The sequence below is a fragment of the Streptomyces griseus genome, assembly GCF_001715295.1.
Taxonomy (GTDB): Bacteria; Actinomycetota; Actinomycetes; order Streptomycetales; family Streptomycetaceae; genus Streptomyces; species Streptomyces griseus_G.
Map to the genome: position 1 here is coordinate 1,224,487 of NZ_MDKB01000003.1, position 16,122 is coordinate 1,240,608.

Genomic DNA, 16,122 nt, shown 5'->3' on the forward strand with positions numbered 1-16,122 from the left:
GACGGGGATCAACTGGTCTTCTGCATAACGAACGAGCCCCGCGCCGGGGAGGCACGGGGCTCACGACGCGTACCGGGTGGTCAGGGTTTGACCGCGATGCGGCCCTCGTCCATGCGCAGCAGCAGCAACCGCTCCCCGGTCTCCTCCAGGAACTCGTCCACCGCCTGGCGGGAGCCCTGCCAGTAGCCGTAGTCGTCGATGAGGAGAACCCCGCCGCGCACCAGGCGGGAGTACAGGTGCCGCAGTTCGTGCCTGGTCGAGGCGTACCAGTCGGTGTCCAGCCGGAGGATCGAGATCTGCTCCGGGGCGAGGTCCGGGACGGTGTCCTCGACCTTGCCCCGTACGTAGTGGACGCGGTCCTTCGGGTAGGGCACCTGCTCGAAGCCGGCCTTGACGTCCTCCAGCGAGGCCACCGCCCAGATGGGCCGGTCCTTGCCCTGCGCGTCCAGCAGCTCCCGGGCGGGGCGGCCGTCGCGCCGCAGGTCCTCCGCGGTGGGCGGCGTCATGCCCTCGTACGTGTCGAAGAGGTACAGGTCGCGCCCGGTCTCGCCGAGCGAGAGCAGCGTCTTCGCGCAGGCCTGCATGGAACCGCCGCGCCACACACCGCATTCGACGACGGCGCCGGGGATGTCGTGCCGGACGATGTGCCGGGTCGCGAGGACGAAGGCGTTGAGCCGCTCCGGGGAGGTCATCGTGTACGGCTTGACCGCACGGATGATGTCCTTCGCCTCGTCGTCGTAGTCCGCGGGGAACTGCGGCTTCCTCGCCGCGGCGGGCTTCTTCGCCGGGGACGGTTCCGCGGGCCGCTGCACCGGAGGGGTGGGCTGCCCGGCCTTCGCCGCCGGGGCGGTACGCGGTGCGGGCACGGTCGCGCGCCTGAGCTGGTATCCGGTGAGTTGCTGTAGGACGCCGTTGACGGCGTTGCGCCAAGCCATGCCGCCGGACAGTACGCGCGCTTTGCGGCTCATGTCACCTTTCGTCAACCTGTGGTTGATGCGGCCGCGGGGCTCTCCCGCCGCCCGCACCGGTCCCGGCCGTCCAGCGGGCGGGGCAGCGGGACCCGCTCCACCCCGCCGACCCGGTTGGCCCACCAGACCGCCGTCTCCCGCACGGCGAGCATGGTCAGCCGGGGGTAGCGCTGCGGCTTGCGGAAGACGCCGACGGAGTCGCCCCAGTAGGCGGCCTTCGCGTCGATGGACCCGTAGTCGTGCCAGATGCCCCTGGCCGGCGGGAAGTCCGTGTACGCCTCGCGGAGTTCGAGGCGCGAGTGGGCCGCCAGCGCGCGGAAGCCGTCGGGGTAGTAGCGCCAGCAGTCCTGCGCGTCGTGGACGTGACCGCGCGAGGGGGCGGTGATGAAGGCGTGGCCGCCGGGCTTCAGCACCCGGGCGATCTCCAGCATCGTCACCCAGAAGAAGGGGATGTGCTCGAACGCCTGGCCGGACAGGACCACGTCGGCGGTGCCCGACCTGACGGGGATGCGGTAGGGCCGGGTCATCACCGCGTCCACGTTGGGCCCGTCGAGGACGTCGACCCCGACGTAGTCGACGTCGTGGTCCGCCAGCAGCCCCTTGTGGGTGCGGGTCTGCTTGCCGGAGATCCGTGAGCCGAGGTCCACGACGCGGTGCCTGCCGGACGGGGGCAGATACTCCCGGACACAGAGTTCCATCTGCTCGTAGGCGGACCGGTGCATGGCGTTCTCCCAACGTTGCCGTGTACACGCGCTGTTGAGGACAACGACGGCGGGCCACGCAGGGGACGCCCCGTACGGGTGACGCCGGGCGTCAGGCGGGTCCGGCGGCGAAGACCCGCCGCACCACGCGTTCCGCCGCGCGCCCGTCGTCGTACGGGCAGAAGCGCCGGCGGAACGCGGCGCGCAGTTCGTCCGCCCCGGGGGAGCGCCAGGCCCCCGTCCGCAGCACCTCCCGCAGTCCGTCCTCCGTGGTGGCGACGGCCCCCGGGGTGTCACCGGGGCGGCCGGAGAGGAGATCGACGTAGGTGCCGCGCGCGGCCCGGTAGGCCTCCCAGTCCGGCGCGTAGGTGATGATCGGGCGGTCCAGGCAGGCGTAGTCGAACATCAGCGACGAGTAGTCGGTGATCAACGCGTCCGCGGCGAGGCAGAGTTCCTCGGTCCTCGGATACGCGGTCACGTCGACGACCCGGTCCCCCGCGAGCTGCCCGGCCGAGCGCCCGTAGAAGTAGTGGGCCCGCACCAGCACCACGAACTCCTCACCCAGTTCGCGGGTGAGCCGTTCCAGGTCCAGCCGGGGGAGGAAGCCCCGGCGGTAGTCGCGGTGGGTCGGCGCGTAGAGCAGCACGGTCCTGCCGGGCGCGATGCCGAGTGCGGCCCGGATCCGCTCGCTCCGCTCCGGTGTCGCGGTGAAGAAGACGTCGTTGCGCGGGTAGCCGAGGGGCAGGTGCTCGTAGGAGGAGGGGTAGACGCGGTCCCAGACCTCGGTGGTGTGCGGATTGGCGGAGAGGCTGAAGTCCCACTGGTCGGTGTGGGCGACGATCCTCTCGAAGCTCACCCCGTTGGTGAGGGCGGGGTACGGGTGCTGGTCCAGGCCCATCGTCTTGAGCGGGGTCCCGTGGTGGGTCTGCAGGTAGACCTGGCCCGGGCGCTTGGTGAAGCCGCCGGGAAAGCTGGAGTTGTTGACGAGGTAGGTGGCGGTGGCCATGGTCCGCCAGTAGGCGCGCGACCCCTCGATCACGTACGGCACGCCCGGTGGCATCCGGTCGCGGTGGCGGGAGGAGACGACCCACACGCCCCGGATGTGCGGGACCAGCTCACGGGCCTTCTCGTAGACCGCCGCGGGGTTGCAGGCGACGCCGCGGTTCCAGTAGGCCCCGTAGACCGCGAGGCACGGGTCGAGCGGCCGGTGCAGGTCGGCGCGGTAGGCGGCCCTCATGGCCCGGGCGCGCAGGGTCCTGCGGGCGGCGAGCAGCGCGGTTCGGGCCCGGGCGCGCCGCACCCGGGCGGCCTCCTTCGCCCGGTGCGCGGCGTACCGGCCCGGGAGTCCGGCCTCCCGGAAGAAGGCCGCGCGGTCGCCGGGGGCGATCCGGCCCGGGTCGTCGAGCACGGCCCGCAGGTGGGCGGTGCGCGCGGGCAGGACCCGGGGGTCGCCGCCGGTCTCGGCGGCCAGCCGGTGGTAGGCGCCGATCACGGCGAAGTGCCGGCGCCCGGGTTCGGTCGCGAAGGTTCCGGTGCGCCGCAGACGGTGGCGCACGCAGACACGGTCCAGGGTGGCCAGGGTGCCGGCGTCCGAGGCGAGGAAGGCCGCGCGGTGGACGGGCACGACGTCGTCGTACGGGGCCTCGTCCTCGGTGAAGGCCAGACCGTGCGCGGCCCAGAAGGCGCGGCGGAACAGCTGGTTGCGGGCTGCGGGGAGGGCGTCCCCGGGCTCCGTACGGCCCCACCAGTCGACGCGGTCGTGGCCCAGACGGAGCACGTCGGGCGGTGCCGCGTGCGCACGGGAGGGAGTCTCCGGCCGTTCCTCGGCGGGGGTCGTGGGGCCATCGGGCCGCTCCGGGGCCGGGCGCACGGGACTGCTCGGCCGCTGCGGGGACAGCCGCGCGGTGATCTCCCGGACCGCGCCCGGCAGCAGCAGGTCGTCGCCGTCGAGGAAGAGCAGGTACGCGCCCCGCGCCTCGGCCGCGCCGGCGTTGCGGGCCGCGGCCGGGCCGCGGGGGCTCCCCGCCCGTTCCGTGACCACCCGTACCCGGGGGTCACGCTCCGCGAACTCCCGCGCGACGGCCAGCCCCCCGTCGGGCGGGCCGGCGCCGACGGCGATCAGCTCCCAGCCCCCGTCGCACTGGCCGAGCACGGATTCGACGGCCGCCCTCAGGTATCCCTGGACGCGGTGGGCGGTCATGACGACACTGACGAGCATGGCAGCGGAGCGTAGTGCGGGACACGCCTCCTCCGTGACGCACATTCATCCGTTCGGGTCAGCTCCGGTGACCCGGGCGGCTCCCCCGGGTTGATCCGTCCATGAAGCCACTCCTCAGCGTCGTCGTCCCCGTGCACAACGTCGCGGAGTATCTGGAAGAGTGCCTGGCCTCCCTGGCCGGCCAGACCCTGGCCGCCATGGAGGTGGTGCTCGTCGACGACGGCTCGACGGACGGCAGCGGCAGGATCGCGGAGGAGTTCGCGGCCCGCGACGACCGCTTCCGCTGTGTGCGCCAGGCCAACGCGGGACTGAGCGCCGCGCGCAACGCGGGGGTGGCCCGCACCACGCCCGGCGTTCCCTACCTGGCGTTCGCGGACAGCGACGACGTGGTCGTCCAGGACGCCTACGCACGGATGGTCGCCTCCCTGGAGTCGACCGGCTCGGACCTGGCCACGGGAAACGTCCTGCGGCTCACCGGACAGGGCGGGCAGCAGGCCTGGCAGTACCGCTGGCTGACGGCCGACCACCCCCGTACGCACATCACCCGCGACCCACGGCTGCTGGCCGACCGGGTGGCCTGGAACAAGGTGTTCCGGCGCGCCTTCTGGGACCGGCACGCCTTCACCTTCCCGGTGGGCAGGCTCTACGAGGACACCCCCGTGATGATCCCCGCGCACTACCTCGCCACCTCGGTGGACGTGCTCCACGACCACGTCTACCACTGGCGCGTCAGGGAGGGCTCGATCACCCGGCGGCGCACGGACGTCCGGGGCGTACGCGACCGTATCGCGGCCTGCGAGCAGGTCAGCGCCTTCCTGGCGGACCGCGACCCCGCGCAGCGACGGCTGTACGACGCGTCCTGCCTGCGCGACGACTTCGTGTACTTCCTGGAGGGCCTGCCGATGGGCGGGCCCTCCTACCGTGCCGCGTTCATGGCGGGCGCGGGCGCCTTCCTCGACCGGGCGGGCGGCGACGCCGCGGCCGGGCTGCCGGCCGAGGCGCGTCTCAGGTGGCAGCTCGTGCGGGAACGCAGGCTGGAGGAGCTGCTGGCCGTCCTCGCCTTCGAACGGGCCAACGGGACGGGCACGTTCGCGGTCCAGGGGCTTCCCGGCCGGCGGCGGGCGGCGCATCCCACCGTCCCGGGCGGGCCGGGCGGTACCGGTGTACGGATCGGCCGGGGCGACCTGCCCGCCGTGGCACGGCTGGTGGAGGCGTCCTGGGGCGAGGACGGGAAGCTGAGGCTGCGCGGGTACGCGTACATCCGCAACCTCCCGGCCCGGGCGGCCGGCCACTCGCTCACGGTGGGGCTGGTGCGGGAGGCGGGGGGCAGGCGGCTGCGGCGCGTGCCGGTCCGCAGGGTCCTGATGCCGGCGGCGACCGCCGACTCGGGCCAGGAACTGCACTGTTACGACCACGCGGGCTTCGAGATGGTCCTGGACCCGGAACGGCTCGGTCCGGGCAGCTGGCAGGTGGGCGTGGTGGTGGCCGGGCGCGGTGCCGTCCGGCGGGCGGCCCTGCGCGCGGTGGAGGCCGCCGCCGCCCAGCCGCTGGTGCGCGAACTGGGCGGCGGAGGGCGGGCGGTGCTCGGCTACCGGGGCGGCCGGCTCGAACTGACCGTGGAACGGCTCCCGGCCCTGGCCGACGGCCACCGCGCCGGGCCGGACGGCACCCTGGAGCTGACCGGCCGGCTGTACGGCGGCGCCCGGCCCACGGCCCTGGTCCTGACCCGCGCCGGATCGGCGGAGCGCAGCTGCCCGGTGCGGTACGGGGATTCCGGGGAGTCCCGGGAGTACGGGGGGCACGGGAGGCCCGCCGGGGCGGAGGACGGCGACGCGCACCGGGGTGGCGACGCGCAGGAGAGCGGCGAACCGCGCCAGGGCGACGGCGCGCACGGAGAGAGCGATCGGCAGGGGGACCGCAGGCGGTTCACCGTACGGATTCCGCTCGCGGATCTCGTGGATCCGGCGGCGGGCCCGGGTGCCGTACCTGCCGCAGCCGGGCGAGCCGGTGGTGCGGGTGAGGCCCGGGAGCCCGGTGCGGCAGGTGAGGCCGACTCCCGGTCGGGGACGCGGTGGCAGGCCTGGCTCCTGACCGGAGGTGCCCGCGTCCCCCTCGCCGCCGCCCCGGACCTGCCGCCGCCGGCCCTGGCGGACGCCTCGGGCAGGCTGGTGCTGGAGGTGTCCGGCCCTCCGCGCGCGGACCGGGCCGAACCGGGGGCGGAGGGCGGGCCGCGCATCGGGGGGACGCTCGGACGGGCCCGCCCGGACTCCGGCGACGGCCCGCCCGGCGCCCTGGTCCTGCGCCACACCACCCTGGGCGAGACCGTGAGCCTCCCCGTGGAACGGCAGGCGGGACGGTTCTCCGCGACCCTCGTCCCCCCGCCCCGCGAAGGCGAGTGGGAGGTGCTCCTGGACGGTCCGGCCGTGCGGGTGACGGCCGCCCTCGCCGCGCAGCTGCCGGTCCGCCCCGCCGGCGCCGCGTTCCGCGTCGACCGGCTCCACGACGACCGGCTGACCGTGCACGGCGAGCCGGTGCTCGGCGAGGCCGAGCGGGGCGCGTACCGGCAGCGCCTGCTGCGTACGGCGCACCATCCGGCGCAGCGCCGGCTGCCGCTCCGTGAGGCCGTCCTCTACACGGGTCTGCACACCGGCCTGACCGCCGGCGGGGGCTCACGGGCCGTCCACGCCGAGCTCGTGCGCCGGAGCGCCGACGTCGAGCACCTCTGGGTCACCGACGGCTCGGCGGGCGCGGCCGCCCAGGTGCCGCCGACCGCCGTCCCCGTGGTGGCGCACAGCACCGGCTGGTACGAGGCACTGGCACGGGCCCGCCGCGTCGTCGCCGTCGGCATGCTGCCCGCGTGGTTCGAACGGCGCCCCGGCCAGACCGTCGTGCAGCTGTGGCACGGCTCCCCGCTCGGCCGCTTCGGGCTGGACCTCACCGACTCCCTGTACGCCGACCACCAGGATCTCTCCTCACTGGCGCACCGCTCGGCGCAGTGGTCGGTCCTGGTCTCCCCCAGCGGCTTCGCCACCCCTCATCTGCGCCGCGCCCTGGCCTACCGCGGGGAGGTGCTGGAGGCGGGCTCCCCCGCCGCCGACCTGCTCCTCGCTCCGGACCGGGACAAGGCGGCCGAGCGGGTACGACGGCGGCTGGGGGTCCCGGACGGGCACCGCGTGGTGCTGTACGCCCCGACGTACCGCGATCACCTGGCGCACGCGCCGGGCAGTGTGCCGGAGGGCTCACCCCCGCTGTACCGCTGGGAGCCCGCGCTCGACCTGGCCGCGCTGGCCCGCTCGCTCGACGGCCGCACCACCGTGCTGGTCCGCAGGCACCCCCTGGTGACGGGCGGCGTACCGCCGGTCCCGGGCCTGCGTGACGTGTCGGCGCACCCGGACGCCACCGAGCTGCTGCTGATCGCCGACGTCCTCGTCACCGACTATTCCGGCCTGGTCTTCGACTTCGCCCTCACCGGCCGGCCGATGCTCTTCCACACCTACGACCTGGAGCACTACCGCGACACCGTGCGCGGCTTCTGCCTCGATTTCGAGGCCCGGGCCCCGGGGCCGCTGCTCGCCACCACGGACGAGGTCGCCGGGGCCCTGCGGTCCCCCGGGGCGTGGGCGGACGCCCACCCGGACGCGTACGAGGGCTTCCGGCGGGAGTTCTGCGACCTCGACGACGGTGGTGCGGCGCGGCGCGTCGCGGACCGGCTCCTCGCCGACCGCCCCTGAGGCCGGGCCCGTGGGCGCCCGACGGCCGGGAGACGGGTCCCCGGCGGTTCTCAGCCCTTGAGCGCCCGGACCGCGGAGGCGGCCAGATCGTCCAGGTAGCCCGGGGGAAGCCCGCCGCGCACCACCACGAGGCGCCAGTAGAGCGGTCCGACGATCAGGTCGAGGGCCCGGTCCGGATCACTGTCCTCGGGCAGTTCGCCCCGGGCCACCGCCGCCCGTACGACCACGGCGGCCACCCCTTGCTGCTGGTCCAGCAGGGCGGCCTTGATGGCCCCGGAGATCTCCGGGTTGCGGGCCGCCTCGACCAGCAGGTCGGGGATGACCTGCGAGGCGACGGGGTGGCGCAGGGCGTACGCGGCCAGTTCGAGGACCGCGCGCACGTCTCCGTACAGCGAACCCGTGGCCGGAGCCGGTATGCCCTGGGACGCCATGGCCGTGACCAGGTCGAGGACGAGGGAGAGCTTGGACTTCCAGCGGCGGTAGACCGCCGTCTTGCCGACGCCGGCGCGCCGGGCGATGCCCTCGATCGACATCCGCGCGAAACCGACCGCGGCCAGCTCCTCGAACACGGCTGCGCGGATCGCGTCGGTGACGTCCTCGCGCAGCACGGCGGCACCCGCGGGGGTTCGGCGCCCGGTTCGTCGTTCGCTGGTCATCCCCGAATGATAGACCGTGACGACGGAACGGTTGCGTTGCGACGTACAAACGTCCTACTGTCAGCGTTGCGACGATACGGTGCCGTCCCATCCGCCCGTACGCGTCCGCACCGTTCGCCCCGTTCTTCACCCCCCCGTCGAAAGCGATCACGGTGAGCCAGACAGCAGCACCGCCGGCCCCGGTGGGCCCCGATTCCCCCGCCCTCCTCCCGGTGTACGAACCCGGCGAGCTCGCCGCACTCGCCGCCCGCCACGGCCTGACCGTCAGCGGGGCCCGGCCCTCGCTCACCGAGTACGTACGGCAGCTGTGGGGCCGCCGGCACTTCATCACCGCGTTCGCCACCGCCAAACTGACCGCCCAGTACAGCCAGGCGAAGCTCGGCCAGATCTGGCAGATCATGACCCCGCTGCTCAACGCGACGGTCTACTACTTCATCTTCGGCGTCCTGATGAACACCAAGCACGGAGTCGCCGACTACGTGCCCTTCCTCGTCACCGGCGTCTTCATCTGGACCTTCACCGCCAGCTCCATCACGGCCGGCACCCGGGCCATCAGCGGCAACACCGGACTCGTCCGCGCCCTGCACTTCCCCCGCGCGTCCCTGCCGATCGCCCTGGCCCTGCAACAGCTCCAGCAGCTGATGTTCTCGCTGGGCGCGCTCCTGCTGATCCTGCTCGCCTTCGGCCAGTACCCGCAGCCGTCCTGGCTGCTCGCGGTCCCGGCCCTCACCCTGCAGGCGCTGTTCAACACCGGGGTGTCCATGGTCGTGGCGCGGCTGACCGCCAAGACCCCCGACATCGCCCAGCTGATGCCCTTCGTACTGCGTACGTGGATGTACGCGTCGGGCGTGATGTGGAGCCTCGACAACCTGCTCACGGGGGACAGGGTTCCGCGGCTGGTCCTGCTGGCACTGGAGTGCAACCCGGCCGCCGTCTACATCGACCTGATGCGGTACGCGCTGATCGACAGCTTCACCCGCGACCAGATGCCCCCGCACGTATGGGCCGTCGCGGCGGGCTGGGCGCTCGTCTGCGGCATCGGCGGTTTCGTGTACTTCTGGAAGGCCGAGGAGCGATACGGACGTGGCTGAGACCCCTGACACCCGCGTACCCACCGTGGTCGTCGACGACGTCCACATCACCTACACGGTCAACGGCGCCCGCACCGGCAGGGGCAGCGCGACCTCCGCCCTCAACCGGATCGTCTCGCGCCGGCAGCCCCGCGGCGCCCGCACGGTGCACGCCGTCAAGGGCGTCAGCTTCGCCGCGTACAAGGGTGAGGCCATCGGCCTGATCGGCTCCAACGGATCCGGGAAGTCCACGCTCCTCAAGGCCGTCGCCGGGCTGCTCCCCCCGTCGCAGGGCCGGATCCACACCCAGGGCCAGCCCTCGCTGCTGGGCGTGAACGCCGCGCTGATGAGCGACCTGACCGGGGAACGTAACGTCGTCCTCGGCGGCCTGGCCATGGGGATGACGCGCGAGCAGATCCGCGAGCGCTACCAGGACATCGTCGACTTCTCCGGCATCAACGAGAAGGGCGACTTCATCACGCTCCCGATGCGCACGTACTCCTCCGGCATGGGAGCCCGGCTCCGCTTCTCCATCGCGGCCGCCAAGAGCCACGACGTGCTACTCATCGACGAGGCCCTGTCCACCGGCGACGCGAAGTTCCAGCGGCGCAGCAAGGACCGGATCATGGAGCTCCGCAAGGAGGCCGGAACGGTCTTCCTGGTCAGCCACAGCAACAGGTCCATCACCGAGACCTGCGACCGGGCGCTCTGGCTGGAGGCGGGCACCCTGCGGATGGACGGCCCGGCCGACGTGGTCGTGGCGGCCTACGAGAAGTTCACGGCACCCTCCAAGGCCGGCAAGTAACACGAACCGCACCGGCCACAGGACGAGACCGCCGGACGGGCCCCATCGGCCCGTCCGGCGGTCTCGTCCGTGAGCGGCCCCGGGGCCGCACCGGATCACGCGTGGGTACGCAGCAGCGTCCGCATCGTCCTCATCGCCACCGACAGGTTGGCCAGGTCGAAGGCGTCCGAGCTCTGGATCTCCTCCAGGGTGGACCGCGACCGCGCCAGGATCGGCCCGTTCTTCTCCTCCCAGGCGGCGAACCGCTCCTCGGGGGCCGATGTCCCGTTGCCGACGGCGAGCACGTCCGAGGTCAACGCGGCGTGCGCCGCGTACAGGTCCTCGCGGATGGAGGCGCGGGCCATGGACTGCCAGCGGTCGGCCCGCGGCAGCTCGATGATCCGGTCCATCAGCTGAGCGATCCCCAGCCGGTCCCCGAGGTCGTAGTAGACCTCGGCGACGGCCAGCGGGTCCTTGCCCGTACGGTCCGCGATGGCCACGATGTCCAGCGCCGGGAAGGCCGAGGAGAACCCGGCGACCCGCACCGCGAGCTCCTCGGGGACCCCGACCGAGGTGAGCTCGCCGAGGATCGACCGGTACCAGTCGAGGTCGGCGCCCTTGAGCAGCCGGGGCAGCTCGCCCCAGACCTTCTCGACCCCCTCACGGAAGAAGTCGACCGTCTCCGCGATCTCGACCGGCTGCGGCCTGTTGCCCAGCAGCCACCGCGAGCCGCGCTCCACCAGCCTGCGCGAGTGCAGCCGGATCCGGGTCTGCACGTCGGCGGCCACCTGGTTGTCGAGCGCCTCCACGGCGTCCCACACCGCGGAGAGCCCGAAGATCTCACGGGCCGCGTACTGCGCCCGCACGATCTCCTCGAGCGACGCGCCCGTCTCCTCCCGCAGCCGGTGCAGGAACGTCGAGCCGCCGCTGTTGACCGTGTCGTTGACCAGCACGGTCGTGATGATCTCGCGGCGCAGCGCGTGTCCGTCGACCGCCTCGGGGAACGCCGCGCTCAGCTGCTCCGGGAAGTAGGCGTGCACCAGCTTCTGCAGGTGCGGGTCGTCCGGCAGGCTGGTGGAGATCAGCTCGTCGGCCGTCGTGATCTTGGTGTAGGCGATCAGTACGGCCAGTTCGGGCTGGCTGAGGCCCTTGCCGTGGTTGAGCAGCTCGCGGATCTGCCGGTCGTTCGGCAGGAACTCCAGCGCCCGGTCCAGGTGGCCGTCGCGGCCGAGCCTGCGCATGAACCGCTGGTGGGCGTGGAGCAGCGACGGCGCCTGCGTGCAGGCGTTGGCGAGCGCCACGTTCTGCGCGTAGTTGTTGCGCAGCACGAGCCGTCCGACCTCGTCGGTCATCTCCGCGAGGACCTTGTTGCGCTGCTTGACGGTCATGTCACCGTCGCGGACCAGTCCGTTGAGCAGGATCTTGATGTTCACCTCGTGGTCGGAGGTGTCCACGCCGGCGCTGTTGTCGATGGCGTCGGTGTTGATCCGGCCGCCGGACCGGGCGAACTCGATGCGGCCGAGCTGGGTCGCCCCGAGGTTCCCGCCCTCACCGACGACGCGGGCCCGCAGGTCCTCGCCGTTGACCCGGATCGCGTCGTTGGCCTTGTCGCCGACATCGGCGTTCGACTCGGCGGACGACTTGATGTATGTGCCGATGCCGCCGTTCCACAGCAGGTCGACCGATGCCTTGAGGATGTTCTGCATCAGCTCGGCGGGGGTCATCTTGGTGACCTTGGAGTCGATGCCGAGCGCCTCCCGCATCTGGGCGTTGACCGGGATCGACTTGGCGGAGCGCGGGTGGACGCCACCGCCCGGGGAGAGCAGCTTCGGGTCGTAGTCCGCCCAGGAGCTGCGCGGCAGTTCGAACAGCCGGCGCCGCTCCGCGTACGAGGTGGCGGCGTCCGGGTCCGGGTCGATGAAGATGTGCCGGTGGTCGAAGGCGGCGACCAGCCGGATGTGCTCGGAGAGCAGCATGCCGTTGCCGAACACGTCACCGGACATGTCGCCCACACCGACGACGGTGAAGTCCTCGGTCTGGGTGTCACGCCCCAGCTCCCGGAAGTGCCGCTTGACGGACTCCCAGGCGCCGCGGGCGGTGATGCCCATGCCCTTGTGGTCGTACCCGGCGGAACCGCCGGAGGCGAAGGCGTCGCCGAGCCAGAAGCCGTACGACTCGGCCACCTCGTTGGCGATGTCGGAGAAGCTCGCGGTGCCCTTGTCCGCCGCGACGACGAGGTAGGTGTCGTCCTCGTCGTGACGGACGACGTCGGCCGGCGGCACGACCTCGCCCGTGACCATGTTGTCGGTGATGTCGAGCAGCGCCGAGATGAACGTCCGGTAGGACGCGATGCCCTCGGCCATCCAGGCGTCACGGTCGACGGCCGGGTCCGGGAGCTGCTTCGCGACGAAGCCGCCCTTGGCGCCGACGGGCACGATCACGGTGTTCTTGACCATCTGCGCCTTGACCAGGCCGAGGATCTCCGTACGGAAGTCCTCCCGCCGGTCCGACCAGCGCAGACCACCGCGGGCGACCTTGCCGAAGCGCAGGTGGACGCCCTCGACGCGCGGGGAGTAGACCCAGATCTCGAACGCCGGACGGGGCGCGGGCAGGTCCGGGATGGCCTGCGGGTCGAACTTCATCGAGACGTAGGCGTGCGGGGTGCCGTCCGCGTCCGCGCTCTGGAAGAAGTTGGTCCGCAGCGTGGCCCTGATGACGGTGAGGAAGGACCGCAGGATCCGGTCCTCGTCGAGGGAGGCGACCTGGTCCAGGGCGCCGTCCAGCTCCTCGAGCAGCCCGTCGGTCAGCTCCGTGCCCGCCTTCTGCCGGCTCGGGGACATCCGGGCCTCGAACAGGGAGACCAGCAGCCGGGTGGTGTGGACGTTGTTGCGGAGGGTGTCCTCCATGTAGTCCTGGCTGAACGTCGAACCGGCCTGCCGCAGGTACTTCGCGTACGCGCGCAGCACCATCGCCTGACGCCAGTCCAGCCCCGCGCCGAGCACGAGGGCGTTGAAGCCGTCGTTCTCCGCCCGGCCGGTCCAGACGGCGGCGAAGGCCTCCTGGAAACGCTCCCTGGCGTCGTCGGCGAGGTAGTCGCCGCTGCCGGCGACCGTCGGCATCCGCAGCCCGAAGTCGTAGATCCAGGCATGCGTGCGGTCGGCGCAGCGCAGCTCGTACGGGCGCTCGTCGACGACCTCGACGCCGAGCCGCTGGAGCGCGGGCAGGACCGCGGAGAGGGAGACCTGCTCACCTGTCCGGTAGATCTTGAAGCGGCGCTCACCGGAACCGGCGTCGACGGGCTCGTACAGGCTGAGCGAGAAGTCCTTGCTGTCGCTCGTGAGCGCTTCGAGGTGGACCAGGTCGGCCACGGCGGCACGCGGCGAGTGGTCGGCCTTGTACCCCTCGGGGAACGAGTGGCCGTAGCGGCGCATCAGCTCGGCGGCCCGCTCCTCGCCCAGCTCGGCGTTGAGTGCCTCCTGGAAGCCGTCGGACCAGGACCGGGCGGCCTCGACGAGACGCGCCTCGATGCGGTCGGCGTCGGCGTCGGTGAGGTGCGGCAGCTCGGTGCCCGGGGGGACCCGGACGACGAAGTGCAGCCGGGAGAGGATCGACTCCGTGTTCCAGGCGGTGAAGTCGACGTTGGTGCCGCCCAGTTCGTCCTTGAGGATGTCGATCAGACGGAGCCGCACACCGGTGGTGTAGCGGTCGCGGGGCAGGTACACGAGTGCGGAGTAGTAACGCCCGTACTCGTCCTGACGCAGGTAGAGCCGCAGCCGGCGGCGCTCCTGGAGGTACAGCACGGAGGTCACGATGGACCGCAGCTGGTCGACGGGCGTCTGGAAGAGCTCGTCGCGCGGGTACGTCTCCAGGATCTGCAGCAGGTCACGGCCGTCGTGGCTGTGGGGCGTGAAGCCCGCGCCCTCCAGCACCTCGGCGACCTTGCGGCGCACCACGGGCACCCGGCGTACGGATTCGGTGTAGGCCGCGGAGGAGAACAGCCCGAGGAAGCGCCGCTCACCGATGACGTTGCCGTCGGCGTCGAACTTCTTCACGCCGACGTAGTCGAGGTAGCTGGGGCGGTGCACGGTGGCCCGGCTGTTCGCCTTCGTCAGGACGAGCAGCTTGTGCTCACGGGCCTTCGCGCGGGCGTCGGCGGGCAGCCGCCCGAAGGAGGGGCTCACCGGGTGCGCCTCGTCCTCGCTGTGCCGCGGGTCGGAGCGCAGGATGCCGAGGCCGGTGCCGGGCACGGCCGTCAGCGCGTCGGACTCCCGGAGCTCGTACTCCCGGTAGCCGAGGAAGGTGAAGTGGTCGGCGGCGAGCCAGCGCAGCAGCTCACGGGCCTCCTCCACCTCGTCGTCCCCGAGGTCGTCGAGCGGCTCGACGGGGAGGTCGTCGGCGATCCGCAGGGCGGCGTCGCGCATCTTCTCCCAGTCCTCGACGGTCTCCCGTACGTCGGACAGGACGCGCAGCAGATCGGCGGTGATCTGCTTGAGGTCGGCGCGGTCGGTCTCGCGGTCGATCTCGACGTGGATCCACGACTCGACGAGCGCGTCGTGCGGCAGCTCGGCCCGGGTCTCCTCGGCGCCCTTGGTCCGCTTGACGCCGTTGCCCCCGGGCCGGTCGTCGGCGAGCACCTCGATCAGCTTGCCGGTGACGTCGCGGCGGACGACGACCTGCGGGTGGATCACCAGATGGATGCCGCGGCCCTGTCGGGACAGCTCGTTGGTGACCGAGTCGACCAGGAACGGCATGTCGTCGGTGACCACCTCGACGACGGAGTGGCTGCAGGTCCAGCCGTTCTCCTCGACGGTCGGGGTGTGGACGCGGACGTTCGCGGTGCCCTGGGGGCGGTTCTCGGCGAGACGGAAATGGGAGGAGGCCGCACCGAAGACGTCGACCGGATCGCGATCGGCGACGTCCTCCGGAGCGGTGTGCAGGTAGTAGCGCTGGAGATAGGCGAGCAGCGTCTCGTGGCCCGGCCGCTCGTCCCGGTCCGCCCCTGTGCCCGCCTGGGCGGTGAGCACCCGGGGGGTACCTCCCGGGCCACCGACACCACCGCCCGGACTGTTGTCAGCTACCCGGGCCGCCCGTTCGAGCAGCTCGGCCTTGGCTTCGTCCAGCTTGGTCTGCATGTCCTCTGGCTCCTGTCGCGCGCCGTTGCGTGACGTAGGTGTAAAAGACGACGTACCGCCACGACACGGGGTTTCCGGTCTCGGTCGACGCTATGCCGCCGTGGGAGATACCCGGGGCCATATCGGCCATTTTCGGCAGACGGCCCGGGGTGCGGAGATCGCGGATCGCCCGGGTGCGGTGGCACTCCGGGCGCAGGCCGGGGGCTTCGCTGCCCCCGAGGCGTATCGCGCTGATCACGGACCCAGGCTATCTCTCCCGTACCCACCACCGTCATGGGCCGCATGTGTACAAAAGATGACCCCGAACTTTGACACTCTGGACATCGCGCCGGGCCGTCCCGGCGCGTATCGGGACCCGTGTGCAGCCGCCGCCTCCAGGACGGGCACGTCGGCCCGTCGGCACCCTTGGGCCGGGCGGTCGGCTTCGCCGGGCGCCCCGGCCGGGTGTTCACCGCGTACGTCGGCCGGGTGTTCACGGGAGCCTTCGCGAAACGCCTCGGCCGGGTGTTCGCGGGAGCCCTCGCGGGGCGCCTCGGCCGGATGTCCGCCAGGGTCGCGTCCTCAGGTGCTCACCGACTGCCTCGGCAGGGTGTTCGCCGGGTGCCCCGGCAGAGGCGCATCCACAGACGCTCACCCTATGCCCCCGCCAGGTCTTCGCCCGGTCCATCGGCAGAAGTACGTCCACAGGCGCCCTTCAGCTGCCTCGCCCGGATGTTCGCCCGACACGTGGGCAGAACCGCGTCCGCAGGCGCTCACCAGCTACCTCGCCAGGGTGTTCGCCGGGTCCATCGACAGAGGTACGCCCACCGGATGCCTCAGCCGGATGGTCGCCCGACATGTCGGCAGAATCGCGTCCGCAGGC

The 16,122-nt window shown here is 72.4% G+C and carries 8 protein-coding genes; 3 read left to right on the top strand and 5 right to left on the bottom strand.

Annotated features, from left to right (window positions below; genetic code table 11):
* Positions 1–80: 80 nt before the first annotated feature.
* The 3 genes from BA175_RS21500 to BA175_RS21510 form a co-directional block, all read right to left on the bottom strand.
* A complete protein-coding gene (locus BA175_RS21500; protein WP_175420879.1) occupies positions 81–968 on the bottom strand; it encodes a TylF/MycF/NovP-related O-methyltransferase in 888 nt (295 codons plus the stop codon).
* A gap of 11 nt (positions 969–979) precedes the next feature.
* Entirely contained in the window at positions 980–1,690 is a 711-nt protein-coding gene (locus BA175_RS21505) for a methyltransferase domain-containing protein (RefSeq protein WP_069173048.1), read from the bottom strand.
* A 91-nt stretch (positions 1,691–1,781) separates the two neighbouring features.
* On the bottom strand, positions 1,782–3,887 hold the full coding sequence (locus tag BA175_RS21510; RefSeq protein ID WP_069173049.1) for a bifunctional glycosyltransferase/CDP-glycerol:glycerophosphate glycerophosphotransferase: 2,106 nt from the start codon (positions 3,885–3,887) through the stop codon (positions 1,782–1,784).
* A 101-nt stretch (positions 3,888–3,988) separates the two neighbouring features.
* Between BA175_RS21510 and BA175_RS21515 the strand changes: the two genes are divergently transcribed.
* Positions 3,989–7,618 carry a CDP-glycerol glycerophosphotransferase family protein gene (locus BA175_RS21515; protein ID WP_069173050.1) on the top strand — a complete coding sequence of 1,210 codons (3,630 nt, stop codon included), beginning with the start codon at positions 3,989–3,991 and terminating at the stop codon, positions 7,616–7,618.
* A 50-nt stretch (positions 7,619–7,668) separates the two neighbouring features.
* Here the strand turns inward: BA175_RS21515 and BA175_RS21520 are convergent, their stop codons facing one another.
* A complete protein-coding gene (locus BA175_RS21520; protein WP_069173051.1) occupies positions 7,669–8,274 on the bottom strand; it encodes a TetR/AcrR family transcriptional regulator in 606 nt (201 codons plus the stop codon).
* A gap of 152 nt (positions 8,275–8,426) precedes the next feature.
* Here BA175_RS21520 and BA175_RS21525 point away from each other — a divergent pair, with 152 nt between their 5' ends.
* Both BA175_RS21525 and BA175_RS21530 read left to right on the top strand, forming a co-directional pair.
* Positions 8,427–9,365, top strand: coding sequence for an ABC transporter permease (locus BA175_RS21525; RefSeq protein WP_069173052.1), 939 nt, complete (start codon positions 8,427–8,429; stop codon positions 9,363–9,365).
* Positions 9,358–10,149: an ABC transporter ATP-binding protein gene (locus BA175_RS21530; protein ID WP_069173053.1), complete on the top strand. Its 792-nt coding sequence runs from the start codon at positions 9,358–9,360 to the stop codon at positions 10,147–10,149. Before BA175_RS21525 ends, BA175_RS21530 begins: the two co-directional genes overlap by 8 nt.
* 95 nt (positions 10,150–10,244) lie before the next feature.
* On the opposite strand, the gene BA175_RS21535 is transcribed toward BA175_RS21530, so the two are convergent.
* Entirely contained in the window at positions 10,245–15,260 is a 5,016-nt protein-coding gene (locus BA175_RS21535) for an NAD-glutamate dehydrogenase (protein WP_069173054.1), read from the bottom strand.
* Positions 15,261–16,122: the final 862 nt, after the last annotated feature.